This is a genomic window from Patescibacteria group bacterium, assembly GCA_028707065.1.
Lineage (GTDB): Bacteria > Patescibacteriota > Patescibacteriia > Patescibacteriales > WJLG01 > JAQTUZ01.
The window spans coordinates 24,074-46,241 of record JAQTUZ010000001.1 but is presented as its reverse complement, the minus strand read 5'-3'; the positions used below and the strand labels follow the sequence as shown (position 1 = coordinate 46,241).

Sequence of the window (22,168 nt, the reverse complement as noted above, 5' to 3'; positions counted from 1 at the left end):
GAAATAAAAAAGAAAGGCGGTTTATTATGGATTGCAGGCTGTTTTTGCAAGAAAAGGATGATTTTTGCCGGCTAATTTATGGGTTGCGCCTAGGGGAAATCGTTGTATTGCAGGCGGTGATGGAAAAATCGATTGAAAAAAACGGTTTATCTTTGCCGTTTTTGATCGTCCCCCGAGGGTTTACTCATGCGTTGATCCAAAAAGTTTTCCGGGAAAAATTGGGTATTGATTATTCTTTTTCACCCGAACTTGATATTTTAGGGAAAGCTAAACACGACCGTTGGCCGGATCAAAGTTATATTATCCGTCACGGCGGCCATCGCGAAGCGAATAAGGGCGACGCAGAGCTAAAATTGCTTTCAGCGGAAAAAATCTGGGAACGCGGCATTGAAACGATGACCTCGCTTGAGGTCTCGCAGTTTTCCCTCGAGAATTTTCTAACGTGCGGAGCCCCAATCGATGTTAATAGTATTTCTTTGTGCCCGGGTTCGCGCTATTCTGATGGCCGCGTGCCGCACGTCTTCTTCGGCATCGATGAGGTTGAGGTCTACCGGCACGATCCGTCCTTCTCCCATGACACTCTTCGTTCCCGTTCCGTAACAGTTTAAAACTTGTCACTTTTTTCTTTAACCCCTCCTCTTGCTTGTCTTTGACAGCAAGAGGATTTTTTATCCAAAAGATTTTTAATGGTGTTTTGTGGTATAATGGAGGTATAAAAACGCCAACGTAATCAATTATTGAAAATCGGATTTACGATTTTCCGTTACGCGTTACGCGTTATGAGTTACGCGATAAAGTTTCCGCAAGACGAGCTCGCGCACGACAAGATAATCGAGTGGTGGTATTGGAACGGCAACCTCCAAGACAAGGCGGGTAACCGTTATGCTTTTATGGACTGCCTTTTTCAGGCCAAACCGAAAAAGGTCAATTTGCCGTTCATAAAAATGCCGTTTGCCAAAGCTTATTTTTCGCATTCAATTCTGTCGGATATCAAAAAACAAAAATCCTATCCGGTGATCGATTATGTTTCTCTCATCTCGCGGGACAGTTTTCGCCAGCCGCTTTTGTTCGTCAATTATATTGACACTAATTTTCTTGACGGGTATCTTGTTTCGGCAATGGTGGAAACCGCGCCGTTTAAATATCAAATTAAATCCCAAAATTTTGATTTGATTTTAACCTCGACCAAAAAACCGCTTTTGGAGGGCGGCCAGGGCCAGCTTGATCTGGGTAAAAGGAGCAGCTATTATTATTCGTTGACCAACTTAAAAACTGAAGGCGAGATCAAGATCGGCGGCCAGAAAATAAAAGTGACGGGCAAATCCTGGATGGATCACCAATGGGCGAATGCGCCCTATGCTAAAGATGAGTGGAATTGGTTTTCGCTGCAGCTGGATGATAATACGGAAATGGTTTGTTTCGAGTTATCGAGCCAGAATAAAAAAATGACTTTGGCTGATATTTCTTATCCTAACGGCAAGACTGAACATTTGACCGAAGTTATTTTCACGCCGATCGGCAAAGCGTGGGCCAGCCCGAAGACCAAAGCCAAGTATCCGCTCAATTGGCTGATTGAAATACCGGCGAAAAAAATAAAATTGCGAGTCGCGCCGCTGATTAAAAATCAGGAAATGATCTTTGGCACGATCAATTATTGGGAAGGACCGCTGGCCGTTTCCGGCTATTTTGGCAATCGGAAAGCGTCAGGTTTTGGATTTCTCGAATTGGTCGGCCGGCCTTCGCAATACAAAGCTTATAATTTTTTCAAAGAAAGTTTCAGCGAAACGATCAAAAAGTTGCAGAAACGATTAAAATAATTTTTAAATTTGCCAGCTATGAGTAAGAGAAAAATTCTTGTTCTTTGTTCTTTGTTCTTTGTTCTTTGCTTGGTTTCCGCTTGCGGCGCGAAAAAATCGGTTGTCGTTCCGGCACCGGCGGTGAAAACCGGCATTCCCTTCTTGACCGTGGCTGAGCATAATTCGTCGACCGATTGCTGGCTGGTGGTCAATAATAATATTTACAACATCACCGATCATGTCGCGCCTAATCCGGACAAAGAAGCGGCTATCGCGGCTTATTGCGGCCGCGACGCCACCGCCGTTTTTGATGCCGACGAGAAAAATTCCGGTCAGCCTAATTTTGACATCGACCGGCAGACCTTGGAACAATATTATATTGGAAGCTTAGCTCGATAAAAAATATAATCCGAACCTACGAAATCCGCCAGCTGGCGGACCGAATACTACGAACGTTTTTTACGGAAAATTTTTCGATTTGTAGAGTTCGTAGAATTCGGATACAATTTGTAGTATTCAGATTATATTATTTTTATGGATTTATTTTCTATCCTAATCATCATTGTCGGACTTTGTCTGTTTGAGACGATTTCCAGCATTGATAATGCCATTATCAATGCGCAAGTTCTTTCCACGATGGGCGCCCGCGCCCGCCGGTGGTTTTTGCTTTGGGGCTTGATCTTCGCGGTCTTTGTGGTCAGGGGCTTGCTGCCTTGGGCGATCGTTTGGGGAGTAACGCCGTCGCTCGGACCGGTTGGCGCGCTGGTGGCGTCCTTTTCCAACGACCCTTCCGTCCTTAGGGCGATCGAACTTTCCGCGCCGACGCTTTTGATCGGCGGCGGCGTATTCTTGATATTCTTATTTTTTCATTGGCTCTTTTTGGAGCCGAAGAATTACGGCCTGTATGGCGAAAAATTCATCGAGTCCCAGGGCGTTTGGTTTTTTGCCGTCGTTTCTTTTTTATTGGCGGTGATCGTCTGGTTTGCCCTGAAGGAGAGTCCGATGCTCGCTTTTGGCGCCGTGGTCGGTTCCACCGCCTTTTTTATCACCCATGGTTTTAAGCAAAACGCCGAAGAAAGCGAACGGAAATTATCCGGCAGCGGCTTGTCCGATGTGAGCAAAATAATGTTTTTGGAAATAATCGACGCGACTTTTTCCATCGACGGCGTGCTGGGCGCTTTTGCCTTTACTCTTTCGGTGCCGCTGATCATCGCGGGCAACGGTTTGGGCGCTTATGTGGTGAGAAAATTTACCATCAGCAATATTGAAAGAATAAAAAAATATTTATTTTTGAAAAACGGAGCGATGTATTCGATTTTTTTTCTCGGCGCCATCATGCTCTTCGATTCTTTCGGAGTGAATATCCCGAATTACCTTTCGCCGCTGGTGACTTTCGCGGTGGTCGGCTATTTTTTCCTTAAATCATGCCATCATCTTAAAAAAATATCATTAAAAGCAAATGAAAAATAAAATTTTTTTAACCGTGATTTTTTTTCTGGCGCTCTCGCTTAGCGGCTGCGCTTTTATTAATTTTTTACCGCAGCAAAATACGGCCGACAAAAACGGGCATGATTTTGGCGCGATTAAGAATCCCCAAAAGATGACGCACAAAACTTTGAGCGTTTACATTCCGGGCGATTGGCAGGAACAAAAGCAGGGAATGTTTCTTTTTTATTTGCCGCCGGGTTCGATCGCGACCAATACCGTGGCGGAAAAAGTGGTAATCTCCGTTTATTCCCTGCCCAAGAACAGCACCACTACTCTGGCGGAATTTATGAAAGAGGATTTTGCCAATAATCAAAAAGGCATTCCGGGCTTGCAATTTGTTACTTCGACCGAGCCGGTCAAAGTCGGGCCGCTTTTGGGCCGGGAGGAAAAATACGTCAATCAAATTATCGGCAAAAGGATTTCCATTACCCAGATCAACGCCGTCTCCGGCGACATTCTCTATAAATTGCAGCATTATTGCGTGGAAAATTCTTGCCAATATGACGCGATCTTTGCGGAAATGGCCGCTCGGTTCGAAATTATCCCGCAGGATTCGACCGGACAATAAAGCGGCTAAAAGAAAAAACCGTTAAGCCTGGCCGGGGTTTAACGGTTTTGTAATACGAAAAATAGATTGAGCCGGGATTGCTTATGCTTCGCCCTGCGTTTTTGGCCAGTAGATCAGGGCGGCCACCGCCTGTTCAATCTCCGCGGCCATTACCAATCGTTTGGCGGCCTCGATATTTTTTTTGGAAAAAGAACAATAATCGAGCTGTTCGGTTTTGGGCAGCCCGGGCAGGTTAAAATCCATGATCGTCCCGGTGGCGGTCGAAACAAGGTATTTGCCGCCGAGCAAAATAATTTGTCTGACGACGTTTTGCTCCCGCGAGTTGGCTCTCAACAGAGCGGCAAGATTTTCGTCGTCATAGAAATATTCATAAACTATCGGGACTACGGCGCGATCGCGGCAGGATTTGGGAAGAAAAAAAATCGAACACATCGTTTTACCCGGAGCAAAGACAATCGCCTCTGCCACGGATCCCGGGGAAGTTTTTTGCCGGGCAACAGCTTTTGTTTGATCCATGGATACGACCTTTCTTTTTTGGTAAGTGAAAAAACAGGGAACTAAATATAATAATTTATAAAAAATAATTTGTCAAAGAAATTATTGTTTTTTTGGATTTTTAGTTTTGACAGAGCGAATTTTAGGCTGTAATATTAAGACATTAGTCATAATTTTGGGCCTTATGGTGTAATAGGCGGCAATTAGCCGGATTTTAATAATTTTTAACAATTCTTTGCTATGTTTAAATATAAAAATTTAAAAAAAGAGGATCAGGAAATTTACGCGGCCTTGGCCAGAGAAACCAAGCGGCAGGAAGAGGGTCTGGAGATGATCCCATCGGAAAATTTCGTTTCACCGGCCGTGCTGGAAGCGCTCGGCTCGGTGCTGACCAATAAATATTCCGAAGGTTATTGCGGCAAGCGTTATTATGGCGGCTGCCAATTTATCGATGAAGTCGAAACGCTGGCGATCGAGCGGGCCAAGAAAATTTTTGGCGCCGAGCACGTCAATGTCCAGCCGCTTTCGGGCGCGCCGGCCAATATTGCCGTCTATTTTGCCTTGCTTGAACCGGGCGATACGATTTTGGGCATGGATTTATCGCATGGCGGACATCTGACGCACGGCCACCCGGTAACTTATATGGCGAAAATTTTTAATTTTGTCCGCTATAAGACGAACGCCGCGGGTGTGATCGATCTGGATAATCTCCGCCAAATGGCGATCGAGCATAAACCGAAATTAATTTTGGTGGGCTATAGCGCTTATTCGCGCGAAATCGATTATCAAAAAATTCAAGCGATTGCCGATGAAGTCGGCGCCATTACCATGGCTGACATCGCTCACATCGCCGGGCTGATTGCCGGCGGGGCGATGAATAATCCGGTGCCGATCCTCGATATTGTTACCACGACCACGCACAAAACTTTGCGCGGCCCCCGCGGCGGCATGATCATGTGCAAAGAAAAGTTCGCCAAGGCGATCGACAAGTCGGTCTTCCCCGGATTTCAGGGCGGCCCGCATGAAAATAATATTGCCGCCAAGGCTGTGGCTTTTAAGGAAGCGCTCGAGCCGAGTTTTAAAGAATATGCCCGCCAGATAATGGCGAACGCCAAAGTTTTGGAAAAAGAATTTAAGAAACGCGATTATCGTATTTGTTTCGGGCAAACTGACAATCATTTATTGTTGATCGATGTCACCAATAAAAATATCAGCGGTAAAGAGGCGCAAATCGCTTTAGATAAGGCCGGAATCACGGTCAATAAAAATATGGTGCCGGATGATCCCCGCTCGCCCATGGATCCTTCCGGGATCCGCCTGGGCACGCCGGCGATTACCACCCGCGGCATGAAAGAAGCGGAAATGACGAAAATCGCCGAGTGGATCGACCAGGCGATAATGAATAAAAATGACGAAACGAAATTGGCCGAGCTGAAAAAAGAAGTGAAAAAACTTTGCGGAAAATTTCCGCTGCCCACCTCGCGTAACGCATAACTCATAACTCATAATGCGTAACGTTTTTAATTCCCCTCTTGCCTGCCCCGTAAAGCAATAGCGATGCGTGGGGGAGGGGTGCCGAGCCCGGCGATCCGCCAGCTGGCGGAAGGGTGGGTTTATTCCTGACATTTATGGTTGAAATAATTGTAAATCTTGAAAATAATAGTTATCCGATAAAAATCGGAAAAGGTATTGTTGCTGAAGAAAATTTCAAAAAATTCGGCTGCGGTAAATTTGCTATCATTACAGATTCGAATGTCGGGAAGCTTTATGCCGTAGATTTGGGAAAAAAACTTAATCAAGCCGGCTTGTTTTCAAAAGTATTTAGTTTTACAGCTGGCGAGAAATCAAAAACATTCGCCACGGTTATTTCTCTTGGCCGAAAAATGATTAAAAATGGTTTTGGTAGAGAATCGATGATAATCGCTTTGGGTGGCGGAGTGGTTGGTGATTTAGCCGGATTTTTGGCTTCTATTTTCGAAAGAGGAATTAAATTTATTCAAATACCGACAACTTTGCTGGCTCAAGTGGACAGTAGTATTGGCGGAAAAACCGGAGTGGACATGCCCGAAGGAAAAAATTTATTCGGCGCTTTTTATCAGCCGGTCGCCGTGATTACCGCTATAAATTTTTTAAACACTTTGCCGAAAAAAGAAATTAAAAATGGTTTGGCGGAATTGATAAAATACGGAACGATCAAAGATGCTAAATTATATGAATTTTTACAAAATAATTATTCAAATCTTGGAGAAAAAGAATTGGTGGAAATTATTGAAAGAGCGGCCAAAATTAAAGCGGCGATTGTCAGCAAAGACGAAAAAGAATCTGGGGAAAGAACAATTTTGAACTACGGCCACACTATCGGCCATGCCATTGAAACGATTGAGAACTATAAGATTTCTCATGGTGAGGCGGTCGCGTTGGGGATGGTTTTTGAAGGAAAAATTTCTAATTTGCTCGGGCTTTTAAGCGACGCTGACTTGAGCAGTCAGAATGAACTTATTCATTCCGCTGGGTTGCCTACTGTTTATAAAGGTAATATTAATAAGCTCGTTGAGATAATGGAGTATGATAAAAAAGCGCAATCCGGCAGTCCGCGTTTTGTTCTGCCGATAAAAATCGGAACAGTTAAACAAAAGGAAGGACAATTTGCTTTTGCCGTTGAAGAGAATATAATAAGAAAATCCCTAAAATAAATAAAGGAAAATAAAAAAGTTACTTAGTTGCCTAAGTAACTTCGGGTAAATAGCGGCCGGAATTATTATTTGTAAATCCAGACGTTTTCGTAAAAAGGAGCGGTCAGGCAGACTGAGACGTTTCTTATGAAAAGCGTGTCCCAGACCATGAACCCAAAGCCTTTTTCGAAATCTGCAAAGTCGTATTTTTCCGGTTTTTCTTCGTTTATCTTTTGGAGAGTTTCTTCCACCAGATGGGGAAAATAACGGTCGATGCACCTTTCAGCCATCCACCAATCGATTTTGACTGATTCTTCCGGAGAGAACGGCAATCCTTTTTCCGAATGTTGGCTGATTATGCTCGCCAGTTTTTGGATGAAAAAGCGGCGAATAATTTCCTTGGTAACCATAAAACACCTCTCGGGGAAAAAGATTTTAGGGCAAAAGGAGCGATTAAGTTTTCAATTTACCTTAGTCTTTTCCCTTAAAACTGTCAAATGGTCCGCATGGTTAAAATCCGTAATCGAGACCGAATAAGTAGAAAATAAAAAAGGTCGCTTGGAATTCCAAACAACCCTTTATTCCCCTATTTCTTTATCGAAAGTGGATTACGTACAGAGGTTCTTCGCCGATGATCCCCTTGACCCACTGGTATCCCTTGTCCCAGATGTATTTCCCGTAATCGCGGTCGAACTCATGGTAACCGTATTCATCCGGATTTTTGTCCCGTAATGCTTTATAGATGGGTCCGACCACTGCGGCTTCGCGTAATTTGAGATAAGCTTTGGCGATTGCCTCATCAACAATTCCTTCGGAATCGGGGAGCCGGGGCTTGAAAGTGCATTCGCGGATTTGCTCGGTCAGCTTCCTGACGCAATAATCAAATACGGTTTCGGGACTTATCATCAGTACCTCCCTGAAAAAGTGAAAAAATTTCGGACCCGCAACACTATAATATATACCCGATTATTTGCACCGTCAAATTCAAATATAACGGCAACCTTAGCGGAGATCGCCGGCAGAGATTCTACTAGAACTAATTAATAGCCCGTAGCAGGTAACGAATTTTTTAAGATTTGTTACGTGTTGTGTGCTCCATGTTACGTGAAAATTATCGATGGAAAAAAAATAGCCGATAAGATCAAGGACGAGATTGTCGCCGAGATTTTGTTGCGCAATCAGAACGATATTTGCGCGCCCAAGCGCCCGATGCTCGCAATTATTTTAGTTGGCGACCGGCCGGATTCGCAGCTTTATGTTTCGCTCAAAGAAAAAGAGGCGAAAAAAGTCGGCGTGGATACGACGCTCTATAAATTGCCGGCCAATGCGGCTGAAGCCGAGCTGGAAGAAATGATCAAGTTTTTGAATAATGATACGGCGACGGACGGAATTTTATTGCAATTGCCGCTGCCGGATAATTTCAACACGGATAAAATAATCGCTTTAATGGATCCGGCCAAGGATGTGGATCGTTTTCATCCGGAGAATTTGAAAAAATTAATGGCGGGCGACGAGGAAATTTTGCCGCCGGTCTGCCAGGTGATCTTGGAAATTTTTGAAGAAATAAAATTTAATCCCGAAGGTAGGTCGGCTTGCATTGTGGTCAATTCGGAAATATTCGGCCTGGCGCTCGCCAAAATTTTGGAATTGCACGGCGCGCTGACAAAAATCGTAACGCCTGCCGATGGAGATTTGGCCGAGCAAACGGCTAAGGCGGATATTTTGGTTACGGCGGTGGGCCAACCTGATTTGATAACCGGCGAGATGATAAAAAAAGACGCGGTGATTATTGATATTGGCATCAGCAAAGAAGATGATAAAGTTCGCGGCGATGTGAACGCCGCAAGCGTCAAGGACCAAGCCGGTTATCTCACGCCGGTGCCGGGCGGAGTCGGGCCGATAACTATTGCCGCGGCGCTCAAAAATACCGTGGAAATCTGGAAGAGCAGAAAAGTTGACTAATTTTGTATAAAGGCGCAAAGTGATTCTGGAGGCCGAACATTCAGGATCTTTTTAATGCTACGGGAGGGCAAAATGACTTTAAAAAAGATCGGGAAAACCAATATTAGAGGGAAATTACCGACGTACGAAGAATTTTGCGATGTCTCGGCGAAGAGCGGGCTGGGAGAGCTGGCCTGCATGGTCATTGCCGCCAGGATGCGGGAGAAAAAAGTCGAGCCGGGAAAAATAACCGTCTGTCGGACCGATACCGGCGCCGAAGCTGACGCTATTAATGTCTTGGAATTATCCGCCTTGGGCGCTCAGCGCGGAACCAGGCTGCTGGTCTTTACCCATGACGAAAGTTTACGGCCATTGGTGGACGAGGCGGCGGAAATAATCGCGAGTCTCGGCAAGGACAGTCCCTTGGCCTGAAACAAATCCGCCTTTTCATTAAGTAACGGCAGACCAGAGCGTCTGCCTTTTTTTGTTTAAAAGTGCGATAATAAATTCATGTACTATCTTTATATCTTAAAATGCGCGGATCAGACTTTATATACCGGGATCACGGTTGATTTGGCGCGGCGAGTTAAGGAGCATAACGAATCGAAAAAGGGCGCGAAATATACCCGCGCCAGAAGGCCGGTGAAAATCGTTTACTCCAAAAAATTCCGCAACCGGTCCGCGGCGGCTAAGGCGGAAAGTAAAATTAAGAAATTATCCAGAGCGGAAAAGTTAAAATTGGCAAAAATTTTTTGTCATCCTGAACGCAGCGGAGCGGAGTGAAGGATCTATTACTCATGAGGCCCATATCAATACGATAAAAATTTTTGTCAACGATGTTCGCGCTTCGCGTGTAATAGATCCTTCGCGACGCGCTCCCTGGCCGGGCAGGCAGGATGACAAAACAAGAACCACTTATTTTTATGAAACATTTCCCGGCTTGCGCATAGCCGGTATTTTTTATAAGATGAATTAGATGAATACCGAAAATACGAATTTAACGGCAGAGTCCGCTACGCGAGACTCTGCCGGAGCCAGTCAAAAAAAGAAGCAGGCGGTCGAATTGCTCAAAATCCATTATGGTTTTGATAAATTTAGGCCCGGGCAGGAAGAAGCGATCGACGCCATCTTGGACGGCAAAGACGTTTTAGTCGTGATGCCGACCGGCGGCGGCAAGTCTTTGATTTTTCAATTGCCGGCTTTGGTATTGGACGGCGTGGCAATCGTGGTTTCGCCGCTGATCGCCTTGATGAAAGATCAGGTTGATTCGATGAATAAGATCGGCGTGCCCGCGACTTTCATCAATTCTTCGATCTCGCCCGACGAGGCCAAAGAGAGGTTGGAGTTGGTCAAAAAAGAATTTTATAAACTTTTATATATCGCACCGGAAAGATTTTATAATGATGAATTTGTTTCACAGCTTGCTCAGTTGAAAGTGAAATTATTCGCAGTGGACGAAGCGCATTGCATTTCGCAATGGGGTCATGATTTCCGGCCCAGCTATATGAGATTGGGCAGAGCGATCGAACTTTGCGGTCACCCTCCCATAGTTGCGCTTACAGCTACAGCTACACCTGAAGTAAAAGAGGATATTGTGAAGCAGCTAAATATGACTGGGGTGAAAAAAATAATCACCGGCTTTACCCGGCCGAATCTGCAATTCGGCGTGATCAAAGCGCCGGACGCGCAAAAATTATCGCTGATCGCTGACGCGGCCGAAAGCGTCGAAGGCTGTGGGATAATTTACACCGGCACGCGCGCCAAAGCTGAAGAAGTTACCGACGTATTACTAGAGCGCGGTTTGGAAGCGGTTTTTTATCACGCCGGGATGGATCCGGAAAGCCGTTCTTGGACGCAGGAAAATTTTCTGAAAGGCAAAACTAAAATAATCGTTGCCACCAACGCTTTCGGCTTAGGGATTGATAAAAAAGACGTGCGCTTCGTGATTCATCACGATATGCCGGGGACGATCGAGGCCTATTATCAGGAGGCCGGCCGGGCCGGTCGCGATGGCGCGCCTTCGCTTTGTCTTTTATTTTTTGCGCCCAAGGATCGGTTCTTGCGGGAATTTTTTATCAAGGGCGATAACCCGGCGCCGGAAACAGTTCTGGAAATTTACGAAGTTTTGACTAACTATGAAACCGACCGGATTTTTACGACTTATGCCGAGCTGATGGAAAATTTGTCGGACAAAGTCCCGGACATGGCCGTCGGCACCTGTTTGAAAATTCTGGAAAAAGAAGGTTATATCGCCCGCTCGAGCGAAAAAACTTCGCCGGCATTTTTAAGGATGATCAATAATCATCAGACGACTTTGGATTTTGTTTCCAAACAAGCCAAGAAGCAGGTGGAAATCTTGAATAAATTGAACGCGCGGTTTGCCACCGAGTTGTTCGAGGGCTGGGAATTTGATCTGGATGAAGTGGCCGGAACTATCGAAGTCGGCCGCGAAGCTTTGGTGCGCTCGATTAATGCCTGGAAAAAAGCCGAGCTGGTCGAATATAATCCGCCTAAGCGCGGTACGGAAATCCAAATTTTGAAACGCGTTCCGCGATCCGAAGTCAAGATAGATTTTTCGGCGATGCGCGAAAAAGCCGCCCGGGCTTACAGTAAATTAGACGAGATGGAAGATTATGTCTATCATTTCAGTTGCCGTCCGGAATATATTCTGAATTACTTCGGCGAATACGACGTTGAACACTGCGGCAAGTGCGATAATTGTTTGGGCGGAGCTTCGGACGTCACACACCCCGTCTCGCGAGGCGCGAGCCACCCCTCTCCAGAGGGGAATCGCTACGCACGAAAAGATTTTAAAAAAGTCCCCTCTCGAGAGGGGTGGCGCGACGTCTCGGAGCGCCGGGGTGTGTTAAAGGTGGATTTTGGAGAAATAAAGGTGGAGAAGAAAACTTTGAATACCAAATTGACGCAATTGGAAACTTTGGAATTGTTCAACAAGAATTACAATCCGGCCGGGATCGCCGGCGCGCGCGGCTTCACCGTTGAAACGATTTATAACCACTTAGTATTTTTAATTGAAAAAGGCTTGATAAAAGACATCGATAAATTGGTGAGTTCTAAAAAACAGGACAAGATTTTCGCCGCCATTAAAAAAGTCGGCTTTGAAAAACTGACGCCGATCAAAGACGAACTTGGCGATGATTATTCTTGGGAAGAAATTAAAATTGCGCGGGCGAAATTCAAACAGGTATCAGGTAACAAGTAGCAGACAACATTTTTTTGTCATCCTGAGGAGGAGGCCGCCTCGGCTGACGACGAAGGATCTATTCTAGGCAAAACTTGAATTACTACTGCCAATTTTTTTATCGATGATATTTTTTACTTGTTCGTTCTAATGTTTGCTGATGTTTTTAGAAGCATCTCCTATAATAGATCCTTCGCGCGGCGCTCAGGATGACAAATGAGGTGAGGTTGACAGGAAAATAATTTTGTGCTAATATCGGGTTATGTTTTTTGCGGTTAAATGACCGCAAAAAGGCACTTTTTCAACCTTAACCAATGCTAAGTCGGCGCCGGTCCGCTTTGGGCGGATTTTGGCAATGAGGCGGCAAAGGAGGATGTATGTCAGCGAAACGGTCGTTGGATTGGGCGGATTTGGGCAAGCTCATGTCGAACGTCATCAGTTTGTTCTCGCTCATCAGGGAAACTTTCAGCCAGATGAAAATCGGGCTGGAAATAATTCCTTGGCTCATGGGCGAAGGGAAGGAAAGTTTCATTAAATTCCTGCAAACGCTCGGCGATGAATATATTGCCATACAGCCGTTGGTCAGGAAGATTAATGATACGACGCTGATCGTCAATTTAGGCTTGACGCCGAAGCCGGTTAAAGAAGGTTACGGGATCGAATCGCATTCAGGAAGGGGCCTGGCTGTTTTGGAAAAAAGGCCGGACGGATTGTATCTTGATGGCCGGAAAGTCATTTTTTTTCGTTCTGACCGTCAGCAAATCGGCAAAACGATTAAGGGATTCGAGATTCGTAAAGAGCTTGCTAACAAATCAGTACTTAATGCGAATATTCTTGATGCCTTGGTGGAATTCCCCGAATTTATTACGGAAGAATTCAAAAATGAAGCATGGATTTTTTTCTGGGGCACCATTTATTGCAAGACTGGCGGCAACCTCTATGTCCGTTGCTTCCACTGGGCCGGTTCACGGCGGGAATGGTCCTACAGCTTTGTCGCCTGCGCCTTAAACGCTAACTGCCTGGCAGCAATTACAACGTGACCTGAGAAAATTGTTTGTTTGTTCTTGGCCTCGCGCAGAAATGTGTCGGGGCCTTTTATTTTTGTCATTGCGAGGAGTCCGCCTTGGGCGGACGACGAAGCAATCCCGCGTCTCGCGATAGCGAAGTGTTTTTCCGCCAGGGGCGAGATTGCTTCGCGCGGCGCTCGCAATGACAATGGGGCGGGATGACAAAAGGGCGGGGTTTTGATAATCTGAAATTATGAATAAAGACACGCAGAAGGAATTATTGAGGATCGTGCGCAAGAATTACGAAGATGACGCTCGGACCTTTGACGAGACGCGGGAGAAGTTTATTTTGCCGCCGCTTTCGGATTTTCTCAACAAAGTGGAGCTAGGAGTAAAAGTTTTGGATGTGGGCTGCGGCAACGGAAGAACATTAAAAATTTTAACAGAAAGACACGCTAAGTATATCGGCGTAGATCAAAGTGAAAGCTTGATAAAAATTTGCCAAGATAAATATCCGGAATATAAATTCGCGGTCGAGGATATTTTGAATCTGGGAGAATTGCCTGATTATGATTTTGATTATGTCTTTTGCATCGCCGTCTTGCAACATCTGCCGGGAAAAGATCTGCGCGTGCAAGCCTTGAAGCAATTAAAAAACAAGATAAAAGTCGGCGGGAAAATAATTCTGACCGTCTGGAATATGTGGCCGCTGGAAAAATATCGGAAGATGATCTATAAATTTTCGCTCTTAAAAATTTTCGGCAAGAATAAAATGGACTGGAATGATGTTTTGTTTGATTGGCGCGCGCCCAATAGCCAGATGAGCAAGCGCTACTACCATGTCTTTTATCGGGGTGAATTGAAAAAATTGGTAAAAAAATCCGGCCTCAAGATTAAAAAAATATTTAAGGACAATTTTAATTATTATTTGGTTTTGACGAAATAGCCGTTGGAATAAGGGTAAAAGGGCGGATAACAGCAATAATATGACAAAAATTTTGATTGTCGGCGGAACTGGATTTATCGGACAGCATCTGATTGAAGAATTGCAAACAAGAGGTTATGATATTTCGGTGATTTGCAGGAAAAGAAGATATGGCGAATATATCGATATTGAGCGAATACCCGGCGTTAAGATTTTTTATAATGTTGATATTTTGGATTATCCGGCGCTGGGAAAATATTTCAAAGATATCGGCATGGTCGTCAATCTTGGCGGACTTGTTTCTTTCCGGCAGAAAGACAAGGAAGAATTGGAAAAAAATAATTGCCAGGGGGCGCTGAATGTTTTGCGGGCCTGCGAAAATAATTCAGTTAAAAAATTGATCCATTTAAGTTCGACTGCCGCGCTGGGATTTTCAGATAAAATCATCGATGAAAATTTTTGCTTTGATTGGGCTGATAATAAAAGGTGCGTCTATTCTCATTCCAAGTCTTTGGCTGATTCGGAAATAAAAAAAGGCCAAGTCGGACAGATAATAATCTATTCACCCCTGGTTCTCGGCCCGGGAGATAAGAAAAATACCCGGCAATTGATCGACGCGGTAAAAGATAAAAAATTGCCCTTCAATCCTCCGGGAAGAAATTCGTATGTTGACGTGCGCGATCTCGTGAGCGCGATTATCTTGCTTTTGGACAAAGACATTAAGAACGAGAGCTTCATCGTTGCTTCGGAAAATTTTTCTTTTAAAGAATTGAATTCGGTCATCGCCAAAGAATTGAATTCAAGGCCGCCGGTTTTTACCGCGCCGAAATTTATGGCGCCCCTTGCCTCGGCGGCAGCCTTATTTTCCGAAAGGCTATTTAAAAATTCTCCCCTAACTTATGAAAATGTTTTTATGTCATTTAAAGAACGGGTTCACAGTTCGGAAAAAATCAGGCAGCTTGGCTGGGCGCCAAAATACAACTTGTCTCAAACCATAAAAGACGCGATAAATTCAATAAAATGAGCAACATTTTAATCACCGGAGCGGCCGGCTGTGTCGGTTCAAACCTGACCAAAAGGCTTGCCGGGGGAAAACACAATATCAATATTTTAATCAAACCCGGCACTTGGCATCCGTTTCTTGACGGCCTGAAGCTTAATGTTTTTTACGGCGATATCAGGAATAAGCAGGAGGTGCTCGCGGCCATGAAGGGTTGTGATTTTGTTTATCAGGTGGCCGGGGTGGTGTCTTATAATTTGCTGGATAACAAGGATATGTATACTACGCACGTTGATGGCGTGAAGAATGTTTTGGAAACCGCGCGCGAACTGGGCGTTAAGAAGGTCGTCGTGACCGCTTCCACCGCCGGTATCGGCATTCCGGAAGACAAAACCAGGCCGTTGGATGAAAGCGCGCCCTTTGATTTTAAAAAATATCAAAAGGTGATGTATATGTATTCCAAACACTTAACGATCGAGCTTTGTAAAAAGTTTGCCAGCGAAGGATTGGATGTTTCGGTTGTCTCGCCGACGACGATCTATGGCCAGGGCGATTTGCAAATGCACGTGGGAAAAGTAGTTAAAAAAATAAAAGAAAATAAATTGCGGTTTGCCCCGCCGGGCGGCAACGCGGTCGTTTCGGTCGATGATGTGGTGGATGCGCATCTTTTAGTTATGGCCAATGGCCGGCCGGGAGAAAATTATATTTTTGCCGATGAATTTATCGCTTATAAGGAGATGTTCGGCCGGATCGCGAAACTTTTGGGCTCCCAGCCGATTAAGCGGTTGACGCCAAAATGGATTTTGGCTCCGGCAAAATTATTTTTGAATTTTTGGGAAAAGGTCTTGTTGGTTTTTAAAAAAAAGCCCGTGCTTTCTCCCTCGGCTCTGAATTTCACTTTTAAATTCCGCTATTTTGATTCAACCAAGGCAAGAACTGAATTGGGTTGGCGGCCGAAAGTTGATTTTAAAGATAGCATGGCCAAAGCGATCAAATTTTATCAAGAAAACAAATTGATTTAATCGGTCGGTCTTGACGAGATAAGATATTATTGATAGATTGAAGTAAGCAAGCGCCCACTTTGGGGCGTTTTTAAAATAATAAACGTGTTTTGCGGCTATCGCGGACAGCCGTTCTTCAACTCAACTAAGGAGGAAGAGATGCCCGAAGTCATCGAAATCAAGAAGCAGGTCGCCCCTGACATCCTGCTCTTGACTGATCAAATATGCGTCAGGGTCGATGAAAAAAAAATTCATATTTTTGCCGACGGGCATGGCGTTCGCCGCTGGAAAGAATATTCCGGTCCGGCCGAAGCTTATTGTGGTTTATTTGGCAACAGAAAAATCACGCCCAAGGAAGTCAGACTAAAAATTTGGCACAAATACGGGGTATTTACTGAACTCGACGAACATCAAGTGCATGACGAGAAACTATTCACCCTTTTAATTTGCGGGAATCCCCCCAAGCCCAAAGAAAAAAAACGTTCTTTCACTGTGCCAATTGGCGAGGAATGACCCAATAGCAATTAACGAAAACTCAGGCCCCGCGGCAGATCAACCGCGGGCCTTTTTATTTGACAAAATTAACCTAAAGCATTAATCTTTTATCGGATAATCGCGCTTATTTTTTCCCGGTTCTTTAACAAAGGAGTTTTGTATGCTTGCTCAAAGATCGGTTCGATTCGCCAGTCTTTCAGGATTAGTGTTAATGGTGGTCAGCTTGCTGTCTTGTTCAGTCAATAAAGAAGTAAGTTCGCCGGTTATTTTTAAGGTCAAACATTTACCGGCCGGCAAATGCATCGCCGCCAATGACAGTTTGCTTAAAGATTGGGATGCGTCATATCTTGTTTTCGCGGTTGATAGCGCTAACGCCAAAATTAGCCAGTGGAAGAATGTCAGGGGCCGCCTGCCAGCATCGTTAAAGCGCAATCAGATCGAGATCAAGGTTTACATGGCCTATGACGATTCGTTTTGGTATGTGGCGGCGGATATCAAAGATGACGATATCGTGGCGTCTTCTTATGGATCGCCTTACGACGGCGATTGCCTTGAACTATTTTTTGCCGGGGATAATTTCGATGCGAGAATGGATTTTCACAGCCTGCTGTCTCACCCCTACCACAGTTTTTTCCAGCTGGAAATACCGGCTAAGGCCACGGGAAAATGGGTTGATCATTTGCCCGGATATCGGAATGACGGATTAATTTCTTCCGGCGATATTGCGGTTGCCACTTGGACGGCGAATCGTTCCTGGAAATGCCAAACGCGCATTTCGCTGGCCGCTTTTAAAAGAGCCGACAGTTTGAAACTCGAGCGGGGCGATGTCCGCAAGCTGCTGATCGCCAAGATCAATAATCATCAGCCGATGAAGTTTAATCTTGATTACCTTAACTACAACAAAAAGCCGGCGACCTATAATGATGACTATGGTTTTCACCCCAATAATGTCTTTTCTCCAAGCCGGAAGGAAAGCGGAGTGAACGTGCCCCGGGAGATGGGCAGTATCATCTTTGAGTAGTTCTTCAAAGAGGACTCTGAAAGCTGCGGATCAAAACGCAGCTTTTTAATTATTTGAAAGTGCATTGACGATGAAAATATTATGTGATAATTTATCTTGTTATGGTTCTTTCCTTTAACAAGGGAGTTGTTATGGCTAAAAGAATTCCAATCGGCGAATTGTTTAAGGCTTTTGCTTGGGCCGATAGAACGGCGACTGACATTATCAGGCAGGGATCACGGCATAAACTAAGAAATGATTACGGCAAAATACTGGTTCTGCGTTCGCGCCTATCTGACATCCTTGAGAAATGCCAGACGGAAGTGGAAATTTCGGAAGAAGAAATCGCCATTATCATACCTGGACTAATCGCCATTGGTTATTCGTGATTTATGTCAAGGTTAACGACTTGTTCCTTAGGGGGGGGCGAGTCGTTTTTTAATTTGATTTGACAGGCCTTTTTGGCCGTGTTAATATGTTGTTTCAGGCTAGTTGTTCTTCGGACAAGTAGCCATTTTTATTAAAATTTTTGTAATTTCTAATTTTTAAATTTTTAAATAATTTTTAAAGTTTAATTTTTAAAAATTAAAAATTAAGATTTATTTAAAAATTATAAAATTATAAAATTAAATCTATGTCAGAACTATCCAGCGCCATCCGCGCGGTGTGCGAAGAAAAAGGCCTTACCTATGAAGCCGTCGTGGAAACGATCGAGCTGTCTTTAGCCGCGGCCTACCGCAAGGACTTTGGCCAAAAAAACCAAAACATCAAAGTGAAATTCAATCCGGAAACGGGCGAATCAGAAATTATGGACGTTAAAACCGTGGTGGCCAACTTGCCGGAAGATTATTTTGATGCCGAGGGAAAGGTCAATGAAAAATATCGCCCCAAGCGCGAGGAAATTTTAATTACCGCGCCGGTGGCGCAATCGGCCAGTACACAAACTAAAGCGCCGGTTGAAGAGCTCGTCAGCGCGTCGATCGAGGGCGAAGAAGATCTGATCAAATTCAATCCGAAAACAGAGATCCAGATCAAAGACGCTTTATTGATCAAAAAAGATGCTGCCTTGGGTGAAGAAATAATTACCAATCTTGAAGTGCCCAAGGAATATGGACGGATGGCCGCGCAAACCGCCAAGCAAGTCATTATCCAAAAATTAAGAGAGGCCGAGCGCGAAATGGTTTTGAGCGAATTCAAAGGCAAGGAGCATGAAGTTGTCACCGGCGTGGTTCAGCGCCGCGAAGGCCGGAATGTTTTGGTTGATTTGGGTAAAGCGATCGGCCGTCTGCCCATGGAAGAACAGATTTACGGCGAACGTTATGAGACCGGCGACAAGGTGAAAGTGTATATCAAGGAAGTCCGCTCCGGCTCCAAGGGACCGGAAATAATCTTATCCCGCATTTCGGACGAGATTTTGAAGAAAATTTTCTTTTTTGAAATTCCGGAAATTTCCAACGGCTTGATCGAGATCAAGGGCGTGGCCCGCGAGGCCGGCTCCCGCTCGAAAGTCGCCATCTGGACTGATCAGGAAAATGTCGATCCGATCGGTTCCTGTGTCGGGCAAAGAGGCAGCCGCATCCAGACCATCATTTCCGAATTAGGCGGCGAGAGAATCGACATGGTGAAATACGATGATGATCCGGCCCGTTATGTTTCCAATGCTTTATCGCCGGCCAAAGTGATTAGCGTTGATCTGCGCCCGGAAGAGCGCCGGGCTTTGGTAAAAGTTCTGCCCGAGCAATTGTCTTTGGCGATCGGCAAGCGCGGTCAGAATGTCCGCTTGGCCGCTCGTTTGACCGGCTGGAAGATCGATATTATGGAAGAAGGCGATGGCACGTCGGCGAAAATATCTTCGGAGAAAATCGAAGCCGCACCGGAAGAAGTTGCCAAGACTGAAGCGACCGAGGAACCCGCTAAAGAAGAAGTGAAGCCTGAAGAACCGGCGGAAGAAGCTAAAAAAGAGAAGAAGCCCTCCTCCGCTAAAGCTTCGGAGGACAAGCCGAAGAAGGAGAAGAAAGTAAAAGCAAAAAAAGAAAAGAAATCCGCCTCCGCTGAAGCTTCAGCGGACAAGGAGGAATAAAATAGTAATTAGTATATTAGTTAATTGGTTAATTAGTTTACAAAAATTTAATCTAATATGCTAATTGATTTTTACAACTAATTAACTAATCGACTAATTAACTAGTATGATTTACGTTATTGGACACAAATCCCCTGATTTGGATTCAGTCGCGGCGGCTATTGCTGGCGCTGATCTGAAGAATAAAATTTATCAGACTGCGGAGTATGTTCCGGCGATTGCCGAGGACATCAATAAAGAAACGGCCTATGTGCTGGAAAAATTCGGTTTTTCGGTTCCGGCCAAGGCTTCCCCCGTCGCCGGCAAGCAATTGTTTTTGGTTGATCATAACGAAGAATCGCAGATCGTTGAAGGCGGAGTCGGCGCCGAGATCGTCGGCGTTGTCGATCACCACAAGATAAATTTCAAGTGCGAGAAGCCGGTTGAATTTAAAAATTTACCCTGGGGATCGACCTGCACGATTTTAGCCCGTCAGTATTTTTGCAAGAAGATCAAATTGGACAAAAAATTGGCCGGGTTGATGCTGGCGGCTGTTTTGGTTGATACGGTTATCACCAAATCCCCCACCTGTACTGACATTGATAAAGAAATTATCTCTGAATTAGCCAAAATTTCCGGAATAAAAGATTGGCGGGAATTTGGTATGGAAATTTTCAAAGTCCGCGGTGCGGTTTCCGATAAGAGTGCCGAAGAAATCATCAAAGGCGATTTTAAAGATTGGAATTTTAAAGCCGGAAAGTTTGGCATCGGCCAGGTTGAAACTGTTGACCCGAATGATTTTGCCGATAAGGAAGAATCGTTGATGGCCGAACTTGCCAAAATGCAAACAGCCGGCGGTTATCACAGCGTAATATTATTTATTACGGATATTATCAAGGAAGGATCGAAATTTTTGATTGCCACGTCAGACGAGGCGGCGATGGAAAAAGCGTTAAAAAATAAATTAGTTGATAACAAAGTTTACATCCCTGGCATCTTATCTCGCAAGAAGCAGGTAGTCCCGATGTTGACCGAAATCTTTGATAAATAAGCTTCGCCTATAATGCGAATACTACAAATTATTCGCGAATACTACGAACAGGGTTAACGAATAAATTCGTTAAATAATTTGCGGTATTCGCGAAAAATTCGTTGTATTCGCATCATGAAATAAAATATGAAAGTTACCAAAAATATTTTACCCAAATCCCAAATAGAATTTCTGGTTGAGCTGACTGCAGAGGAATTCAAGCCGAGTATTGAAGCGGCCGCGGCGCAGATTTCCCAGGAAGTGAAGATTGACGGCTTTCGCCCAGGCAAAGCGCCTTTGGATATGGTAAAAAAGAAAGTCGGCGAGATGAGCATCTTGGAAAAGGCGGCCAACATCGCCATTAATAAATCATTCGGCAAAATTTTGGAAGAGAATGCCAAGGATGACAAAATTATCGGCCAGCCGATGGTTGATATTACTAAATTAGCTCCGGAAAATCCGCTGGAATTCAAAATTACCGTGACGGTTCTGCCGGCAGTGACTTTGGGCGAATACAAAAATTTAGGCGTCAAGGCGACTAAGGCTCAACTTGATGATAAGGAAGTCGAACGAGTGATCGATTATTTGCGCGATACCTGCGTCAAGGAAGTGGCGGTTGAACGCGAAGTAAAAAACGGCGACAAAGTGACGGCGAATATTAATTTGTATTTGGATAACGTGCCGGTGGAAGGCGGTCAATCGCAGGCTGCTACCTTAATCATTGGCAAAGAATACTTCGTTCCGGGCTTTGATGGCAAGATCGCCGGCGCCAAAAAAGGCGAAACGAAGGAATTCACTCTTCCCTATCCGAAAGATTTTCACCAGAAAAATTTGGCCGGTAAGAATGTTGAATTCAAAGTTGAGATCAAAGAAATATTTGAACGCGAAGTGCCAACGATGGATGATGAGCTGGCGAAAAATTTCGGCGGTAAGGATTTGGCCGATTTGAAAAAAATGATTGAGAAAGATATCTTGGGCCAGAAGAGCTTTGAGGCGGAACGCAAAACTGAATTGGATATGCTGGAAAAGATCTTGGCCAAGACCAGATTTGAAGATCTGCCGGAAATGCTCGTCACCAACGAAACGGAAAAGATGATGATCGAGCTGGAAGAAAATGTTTCGCGCCAGGGCGGCAAGATGGAAGATTATTTGGCCTCGATGAAAAAGACCCGCAACCAATTGGCTTTGGATCTGTTGCCGGAAGCGGTGAAGCGCGTCAAAACCGCTTTATTGATTCGCGAGATCGGCGAACTGGAAAAAATTCAACCGACCGAAAATGATGTGGAAGAAAAAATCAAACAACTGCTTGAACAGTATAAAGGCTATGCGAAAGTCGAGGAACGGGTGAAAGATCCGAACTATCGCGCTTATCTCAAGAATTCGATCGCTTCACAGAAAGTGGTGGAGAAATTGAAGGAATGGAACGTGGTCGGGAAGGAAGAAGTTAGAAGTAAGAAGGAAGAAATTACTGGAGACAAAGAGTAAAAAA

Annotated in this window: 24 protein-coding genes; 21 read left to right on the top strand and 3 right to left on the bottom strand. The window is 44.7% G+C overall.

Annotated elements, in window-relative coordinates:
- Positions 1-26 precede the first annotated feature (26 nt).
- From PHE24_00245 to PHE24_00225, 5 genes are all read left to right on the top strand, one after another.
- The gene (locus tag PHE24_00245) at positions 27-608 is read left to right on the top strand and encodes a hypothetical protein (GenBank protein ID MDD4901558.1); all 582 of its coding nucleotides are present in this window, start codon (positions 27-29) and stop codon (positions 606-608) included.
- A gap of 171 nt (positions 609-779) precedes the next feature.
- Entirely contained in the window at positions 780-1,817 is a 1,038-nt protein-coding gene (locus PHE24_00240; GenBank protein MDD4901557.1) for a lipocalin family protein, read from the top strand.
- A gap of 18 nt (positions 1,818-1,835) precedes the next feature.
- Entirely contained in the window at positions 1,836-2,195 is a 360-nt protein-coding gene (locus PHE24_00235) for a cytochrome b5-like heme/steroid binding domain-containing protein (GenBank protein MDD4901556.1), read from the top strand.
- Between the two features lie 135 nt (positions 2,196-2,330).
- Positions 2,331-3,266 carry a DUF475 domain-containing protein gene (locus tag PHE24_00230; protein ID MDD4901555.1) on the top strand — a complete coding sequence of 312 codons (936 nt, stop codon included), beginning with the start codon at positions 2,331-2,333 and terminating at the stop codon, positions 3,264-3,266.
- Positions 3,256-3,852, top strand: a complete 597-nt coding sequence (locus PHE24_00225; protein MDD4901554.1) for a hypothetical protein — start codon at positions 3,256-3,258, stop codon at positions 3,850-3,852. Before PHE24_00230 ends, PHE24_00225 begins: the two co-directional genes overlap by 11 nt.
- An 81-nt stretch (positions 3,853-3,933) precedes the next feature.
- Here the strand turns inward: PHE24_00225 and PHE24_00220 are convergent, their stop codons facing one another.
- Positions 3,934-4,368, bottom strand: a complete 435-nt coding sequence (locus PHE24_00220) for a hypothetical protein (protein ID MDD4901553.1) — start codon at positions 4,366-4,368, stop codon at positions 3,934-3,936.
- A gap of 219 nt (positions 4,369-4,587) precedes the next feature.
- Between PHE24_00220 and PHE24_00215 the strand changes: the two genes are divergently transcribed.
- Positions 4,588-5,841 (top strand): serine hydroxymethyltransferase, encoded by a 1,254-nt coding sequence (locus PHE24_00215; protein ID MDD4901552.1) that lies wholly within the window; start codon positions 4,588-4,590, stop codon positions 5,839-5,841.
- A gap of 134 nt (positions 5,842-5,975) precedes the next feature.
- Positions 5,976-7,040, top strand: a complete 1,065-nt coding sequence (gene aroB / locus PHE24_00210) for a 3-dehydroquinate synthase (GenBank protein MDD4901551.1) — start codon at positions 5,976-5,978, stop codon at positions 7,038-7,040.
- Positions 7,041-7,105: 65 nt separating this feature from the next.
- On the opposite strand, the gene PHE24_00205 is transcribed toward aroB, so the two are convergent.
- Together PHE24_00205 and PHE24_00200 are read right to left on the bottom strand one after the other, a co-directional pair.
- The gene (locus PHE24_00205; protein MDD4901550.1) at positions 7,106-7,429 is read right to left on the bottom strand and encodes a hypothetical protein; all 324 of its coding nucleotides are present in this window, start codon (positions 7,427-7,429) and stop codon (positions 7,106-7,108) included.
- A 184-nt stretch (positions 7,430-7,613) separates the two neighbouring features.
- Positions 7,614-7,925, bottom strand: a complete 312-nt coding sequence (locus PHE24_00200; protein MDD4901549.1) for a hypothetical protein — start codon at positions 7,923-7,925, stop codon at positions 7,614-7,616.
- 198 nt (positions 7,926-8,123) lie between these two features.
- On the opposite strand from PHE24_00200, the gene PHE24_00195 reads away from it, so the two are divergent.
- From PHE24_00195 to tig, 14 genes are all read left to right on the top strand, one after another.
- Complete coding sequence (locus PHE24_00195; GenBank protein MDD4901548.1) at positions 8,124-8,981, top strand: bifunctional 5,10-methylenetetrahydrofolate dehydrogenase/5,10-methenyltetrahydrofolate cyclohydrolase; 858 nt, start codon at positions 8,124-8,126, stop codon at positions 8,979-8,981.
- Between the two features lie 72 nt (positions 8,982-9,053).
- A complete protein-coding gene (locus tag PHE24_00190; protein ID MDD4901547.1) occupies positions 9,054-9,392 on the top strand; it encodes a hypothetical protein in 339 nt (112 codons plus the stop codon).
- A gap of 78 nt (positions 9,393-9,470) precedes the next feature.
- Positions 9,471-9,743: a GIY-YIG nuclease family protein gene (locus tag PHE24_00185; protein ID MDD4901546.1), complete on the top strand. Its 273-nt coding sequence runs from the start codon at positions 9,471-9,473 to the stop codon at positions 9,741-9,743.
- Positions 9,744-9,936: 193 nt separating this feature from the next.
- On the top strand, positions 9,937-12,183 hold the full coding sequence (locus PHE24_00180; GenBank protein ID MDD4901545.1) for a RecQ family ATP-dependent DNA helicase: 2,247 nt from the start codon (positions 9,937-9,939) through the stop codon (positions 12,181-12,183).
- A 356-nt stretch (positions 12,184-12,539) separates the two neighbouring features.
- Complete coding sequence (locus tag PHE24_00175) at positions 12,540-13,202, top strand: hypothetical protein (protein ID MDD4901544.1); 663 nt, start codon at positions 12,540-12,542, stop codon at positions 13,200-13,202.
- Between the two features lie 220 nt (positions 13,203-13,422).
- Complete coding sequence (locus tag PHE24_00170) at positions 13,423-14,115, top strand: class I SAM-dependent methyltransferase (GenBank protein MDD4901543.1); 693 nt, start codon at positions 13,423-13,425, stop codon at positions 14,113-14,115.
- 40 nt (positions 14,116-14,155) lie between these two features.
- Positions 14,156-15,118, top strand: coding sequence for an NAD-dependent epimerase/dehydratase family protein (locus PHE24_00165; GenBank protein MDD4901542.1), 963 nt, complete (start codon positions 14,156-14,158; stop codon positions 15,116-15,118).
- Positions 15,115-16,116 carry an NAD-dependent epimerase/dehydratase family protein gene (locus tag PHE24_00160; GenBank protein MDD4901541.1) on the top strand — a complete coding sequence of 334 codons (1,002 nt, stop codon included), beginning with the start codon at positions 15,115-15,117 and terminating at the stop codon, positions 16,114-16,116. Before PHE24_00165 ends, PHE24_00160 begins: the two co-directional genes overlap by 4 nt.
- Positions 16,117-16,254: 138 nt before the next feature.
- Positions 16,255-16,608, top strand: a complete 354-nt coding sequence (locus tag PHE24_00155) for a hypothetical protein (GenBank protein MDD4901540.1) — start codon at positions 16,255-16,257, stop codon at positions 16,606-16,608.
- A 142-nt stretch (positions 16,609-16,750) separates the two neighbouring features.
- Positions 16,751-17,611, top strand: coding sequence for a hypothetical protein (locus PHE24_00150; GenBank protein ID MDD4901539.1), 861 nt, complete (start codon positions 16,751-16,753; stop codon positions 17,609-17,611).
- 131 nt (positions 17,612-17,742) lie between these two features.
- On the top strand, positions 17,743-17,979 hold the full coding sequence (locus PHE24_00145; GenBank protein ID MDD4901538.1) for a hypothetical protein: 237 nt from the start codon (positions 17,743-17,745) through the stop codon (positions 17,977-17,979).
- 245 nt (positions 17,980-18,224) lie between these two features.
- Entirely contained in the window at positions 18,225-19,670 is a 1,446-nt protein-coding gene (nusA, locus tag PHE24_00140) for a transcription termination factor NusA (GenBank protein ID MDD4901537.1), read from the top strand.
- 106 nt (positions 19,671-19,776) lie between these two features.
- The gene (locus PHE24_00135; GenBank protein MDD4901536.1) at positions 19,777-20,700 is read left to right on the top strand and encodes a manganese-dependent inorganic pyrophosphatase; all 924 of its coding nucleotides are present in this window, start codon (positions 19,777-19,779) and stop codon (positions 20,698-20,700) included.
- A gap of 126 nt (positions 20,701-20,826) precedes the next feature.
- Positions 20,827-22,164: a trigger factor gene (gene tig / locus PHE24_00130; GenBank protein ID MDD4901535.1), complete on the top strand. Its 1,338-nt coding sequence runs from the start codon at positions 20,827-20,829 to the stop codon at positions 22,162-22,164.
- Positions 22,165-22,168: the final 4 nt, after the last annotated feature.

What these genes read in the sequence shown, in the direction of transcription:
- aroB (MDD4901551.1), top strand. Translation starts at nt 5,976, where the DNA reads ATGGTTGAAATAATTGTAAATCTTGAAAATAATAGTTATCCGATAAAA.
- PHE24_00170 (MDD4901543.1), top strand. Translation starts at nt 13,423, where the DNA reads ATGAATAAAGACACGCAGAAGGAATTATTGAGGATCGTGCGCAAGAAT.
- PHE24_00165 (MDD4901542.1), top strand. Translation starts at nt 14,156, where the DNA reads ATGACAAAAATTTTGATTGTCGGCGGAACTGGATTTATCGGACAGCAT.
- PHE24_00175 (MDD4901544.1), top strand. Translation starts at nt 12,540, where the DNA reads ATGTCAGCGAAACGGTCGTTGGATTGGGCGGATTTGGGCAAGCTCATG.
- PHE24_00235 (MDD4901556.1), top strand. Translation starts at nt 1,836, where the DNA reads ATGAGTAAGAGAAAAATTCTTGTTCTTTGTTCTTTGTTCTTTGTTCTT.
- PHE24_00150 (MDD4901539.1), top strand. Translation starts at nt 16,751, where the DNA reads ATGCTTGCTCAAAGATCGGTTCGATTCGCCAGTCTTTCAGGATTAGTG.
- PHE24_00205 (MDD4901550.1), bottom strand. Translation starts at nt 7,429, where the DNA reads ATGGTTACCAAGGAAATTATTCGCCGCTTTTTCATCCAAAAACTGGCG.
- PHE24_00240 (MDD4901557.1), top strand. Translation starts at nt 780, where the DNA reads ATGAGTTACGCGATAAAGTTTCCGCAAGACGAGCTCGCGCACGACAAG.
- PHE24_00225 (MDD4901554.1), top strand. Translation starts at nt 3,256, where the DNA reads ATGAAAAATAAAATTTTTTTAACCGTGATTTTTTTTCTGGCGCTCTCG.
- PHE24_00185 (MDD4901546.1), top strand. Translation starts at nt 9,471, where the DNA reads ATGTACTATCTTTATATCTTAAAATGCGCGGATCAGACTTTATATACC.
- PHE24_00200 (MDD4901549.1), bottom strand. Translation starts at nt 7,925, where the DNA reads ATGATAAGTCCCGAAACCGTATTTGATTATTGCGTCAGGAAGCTGACC.
- PHE24_00180 (MDD4901545.1), top strand. Translation starts at nt 9,937, where the DNA reads ATGAATACCGAAAATACGAATTTAACGGCAGAGTCCGCTACGCGAGAC.
- PHE24_00230 (MDD4901555.1), top strand. Translation starts at nt 2,331, where the DNA reads ATGGATTTATTTTCTATCCTAATCATCATTGTCGGACTTTGTCTGTTT.
- nusA (MDD4901537.1), top strand. Translation starts at nt 18,225, where the DNA reads ATGTCAGAACTATCCAGCGCCATCCGCGCGGTGTGCGAAGAAAAAGGC.
- PHE24_00245 (MDD4901558.1), top strand. Translation starts at nt 27, where the DNA reads ATGGATTGCAGGCTGTTTTTGCAAGAAAAGGATGATTTTTGCCGGCTA.
- PHE24_00190 (MDD4901547.1), top strand. Translation starts at nt 9,054, where the DNA reads ATGACTTTAAAAAAGATCGGGAAAACCAATATTAGAGGGAAATTACCG.
- PHE24_00220 (MDD4901553.1), bottom strand. Translation starts at nt 4,368, where the DNA reads ATGGATCAAACAAAAGCTGTTGCCCGGCAAAAAACTTCCCCGGGATCC.
- tig (MDD4901535.1), top strand. Translation starts at nt 20,827, where the DNA reads ATGAAAGTTACCAAAAATATTTTACCCAAATCCCAAATAGAATTTCTG.
- PHE24_00155 (MDD4901540.1), top strand. Translation starts at nt 16,255, where the DNA reads ATGCCCGAAGTCATCGAAATCAAGAAGCAGGTCGCCCCTGACATCCTG.
- PHE24_00215 (MDD4901552.1), top strand. Translation starts at nt 4,588, where the DNA reads ATGTTTAAATATAAAAATTTAAAAAAAGAGGATCAGGAAATTTACGCG.
- PHE24_00160 (MDD4901541.1), top strand. Translation starts at nt 15,115, where the DNA reads ATGAGCAACATTTTAATCACCGGAGCGGCCGGCTGTGTCGGTTCAAAC.
- PHE24_00135 (MDD4901536.1), top strand. Translation starts at nt 19,777, where the DNA reads ATGATTTACGTTATTGGACACAAATCCCCTGATTTGGATTCAGTCGCG.
- PHE24_00145 (MDD4901538.1), top strand. Translation starts at nt 17,743, where the DNA reads ATGGCTAAAAGAATTCCAATCGGCGAATTGTTTAAGGCTTTTGCTTGG.